A 3165-nucleotide genomic window follows, 5' to 3' on the forward strand; every position below is an offset into this window, starting at 1 on the left:
GGGTCTTAGGAACGATTCCGATGCGGTTGTACTTTTTTACGTGATTTTTTCTTTGAATATCAGCTTATTAAAGAACCATTTTTACCCGTTTAGCCCACATCCACGAACTTAAAACGCCGATACGCACTTTTGCGCTGTTTTGCCATGTTGCCCCGGTGCACTTTTGCCGGGCTACCGCCGCAAGCCGTTATGCAGTATAGCTTCCTGTTTTCCTTGTGATGAGCTGAACAACCTGATTTTGTGCAGTTTTTCACTTTCGGCAACGGGCGAACGCGGCCCAACTTGTTTGGGCGGCGGGCGCACGTTCTGCGAGGGCGGGTGGCAAAGAACCCGCAAGCGGCGCATTGCGACGCTCTCAGGCACGGAAGCCAAAGATTGTGCTCGGTTTTGTTGATGGCACTTTACTCAAGGGAAGCCCCCTGCGGGGGCTGCACGGGGCGGAGATGGCGAGCACGGTAACGAGCGAGGAGCGCAGCGACTGCGAGCCGGGCGCAGCCAGTGCAGCGGGGTCGGGGCGGGGGAGGTAAATTTGCGGAGGCCGCAGGCCGACCTGCCTACAGGGTGGTTGGCCTGAGCCACACACGGCGGCTAAAGATGAAGGGGTTTTAGCTGAACGGGGCACAGTGCTCAGGGTCGGCGCGGATCTTTGGCCGGGACTGGCTCAGAAGCTGACAGCAGAAGGCGCAGCCTTGTGCGGTGCACCTTGCGATGCCGATAAGCGGGGGCGCAAGACATAATTCCCCAACATTATGTTGAGTGGGCTTTGGGCGGCCTGCACTGACTGAACGGGGCGGCATTGTTCAGGCCGACTATTGCCCACGTACCCCCGCGAGCACTGAGGTCAACGGGCAGTCCGGCCACGGTCTGCCCCCGCGCCGATCCCAGCAAACTTAACGGGGACGCTCAGGCTGTCCGGTGCGTTGGGGGTTCGGCTTAGCGTCAGGCTCGCCGCTGGCATAGTCTGTTCTGCTCTTCTGCGGTTTCTGTGTGCCACGCTCTGCCGGATGGGTTCGGCTGTGTACCTGCTTGAGCTGTTTGATCGCCACTTTGGTATAGATCTGTGTTGTGTTCAGCTTTTCATGCCCCAGTATGGCCTGGATATGCCGAATGTCCGCCCCGTTGTCCAGCATTTGTGTCGCCATTGAGTGCCGGAACAGGTGACATGCCCCCGGCTTGTTCAGTTGTGCCTGCTGCCGGATGGCTTTGGCTGCTATCGCTGTTAGCTGTACAAGGCTGAGTGGTTGGCCTTTTGCGGTGATAAACAGATAGCCGCTGTCGTATTGTTCGGTCAACCGTGGCCGCACCTGCGCCAGATAGCGCTCCAGCCACGATAACGCCCGTTCACCGACAGGCACCACCCGGTCTTTACGCCCCTTGCCCTGCCGCACGACCACCGCCCCGCGTCCGGTGTCGATATCGCTGAGCCGAAGATTACGCAGCTCTCCGCGCCGGATACCACTGCTCCACAGCACTTCCAGCATTACACGGTTGCGGAACCCGGTCGGGGTCTGTACGTCAAGGCTGTCCAGCAGCCATATCGTCTCTGCCTCACTCAGGACTTGCGCAGGCAGCCGTTTTTCTTCTTTCGGTAAGACCAGTAATTCTGTGGGATTGTAGAGTATGTGGTGTCGTTGCAGCAGCCAGCGGAACCAGACCCGTAACGCACTCAGACGGTCGCGCTGGCTATTGTTGCTGTACGGCTGACCGTCGGCCTTGCGGTAACCGCGCAGATAGCGCTGCCAGCTTTCCAGCAGGGGCAGACTCACCTGTGCCGGATAGCTGACCGCGCGCTGTTCGCACCAGTTCACGAACGGGAGCAGCCTTTCCCGATAGGCTTCCTGCGTTTTCCCGGTACGTCCCTGTGCCGTCAGTGTATCCAGATACGCCAGCAGTTGCTGACGCAGCGTAATCAGTGAACTGTCGTGTGGGATTGTCATGCGGATTTTCCTTTTTGTCGTGGAGTTATCCGGCAGTACGGTATGACGGGGATTTTTTATTAGGTTGCCGGAACTGTGATTTTTCGTTTTGTCAGACTTGCGAGTGCTTAACCCTGTCTGGCTGTGGCTTTATGGTTATTTTGCTTACCCGGACTTAGCCCCGACTTGGGGCAGACTTGGCATAGACTTGCATCCACACTGCCCAGACTTGTGATCATCATACAGGCACGATCAGGCCGCTTAAGTGGGCGCTGTCGCCGTCACCGTCCCACAGTAGTTCGTATTGCAGCAGATACCCGCGACTGCCGCCGTGAACAAGCAGATATTCCATGTCGCTGAGCCGCTGGCAATGCAGCTTAAGCTGACTGTCGCTCCAGTTTGTGTAAGCCCGGATATCCCGCCGGGTAAAACGCACCCTATTCAGTGCGCATTGTTGTTCTGCTGCCATTGCGTGCGCCATCTGCTGGATCAGCAGTAACAGCTTGCGCGTCTGTGGCGGCATTTCGTCCAGCGTCCGGCCTAAGATTTCGTGGGCAAGCTGATTCGCCAGTTTGATATCGTCTTTGGTCACTTCGATATATTCAAGCCGCTTCCCGCGATGTTCTGCCGTCTTGATGTCCCGCTGATACTGGTGCAACAGGGCGATACTTTGAATGAGCGTCAGGTATTTCATATGGTCACGGCGGGTGCGGGTTTTGTCTGACATAAAGGTCAGTTGCGACGCATACGGATTGATCACATTCAAGGGTTTCAGCAGCCGCTGGGCGTTCTGGTGAAGCTGTGTCAGATAGTCGCGCTCGTTCTCAGCCAGCAAGCCTGCCAGCGTCTGCTTCTGCCGTTGCAACGCATGGATGGCTTCGGTCTGTTCGCGGGATTCATTCACCGTCAGCACCAGACAGCGATTGAGCAGTTCTTCGTCCACATCGATAGCGGTCGTGGTCAGCATCAGCATCACCGGGCCTTTCACCGTGTAGCTTTTGGTGACCAGATTGCCCGTGGCTTCATCCTTGCCCGTGCTTGCCATCGTTAACTCGCCGTCTGACTGCAACAGCTTGAGCGCATAGGCGGCCTGCCGTACCCCTTCTTCTTCCGCTATCGCTAAAATCTTGTGCTGGAGATGGGTTTCACCGAGGTAAAACAGGCTCTGGCCGGTCATGGCGCTGTACTGGATACGCTCTTCTGGCGGGATCAGGTTGAGTACGGCATCCATCAATGAGGATTTTCCGGC

General features: G+C 57.1%; 2 protein-coding genes and 1 pseudogene. 1 reads left to right on the top strand and 2 read right to left on the bottom strand.

Annotation, left to right across the window (positions count from 1 at the left end; all coding sequences use genetic code 11):
* Nucleotides 1–163: 163 nt before the first annotated feature.
* A complete protein-coding gene (locus ABLA76_RS16365) occupies nt 164–394 on the top strand; it encodes a hypothetical protein (protein ID WP_348988734.1) in 231 nt (76 codons plus the stop codon).
* A 496-nt stretch (nt 395–890) separates the two neighbouring features.
* Here ABLA76_RS16365 and xerC read toward each other — a convergent pair whose 3' ends face one another.
* Both xerC and ABLA76_RS16375 read right to left on the bottom strand, forming a co-directional pair.
* Nucleotides 891–1937, bottom strand: a complete 1047-nt coding sequence (xerC, locus tag ABLA76_RS16370) for a site-specific tyrosine recombinase XerC (protein WP_348988735.1) — start codon at nt 1935–1937, stop codon at nt 891–893.
* 217 nt (nt 1938–2154) lie between these two features.
* Nucleotides 2155–3165: pseudogene (locus tag ABLA76_RS16375) on the bottom strand (DNA primase); the annotation flags it as partial.

The organism is Xenorhabdus sp. SGI240 (assembly GCF_040081915.1).
Classification (GTDB): Bacteria; Pseudomonadota; Gammaproteobacteria; order Enterobacterales; family Enterobacteriaceae; genus Xenorhabdus; species Xenorhabdus bakwenae.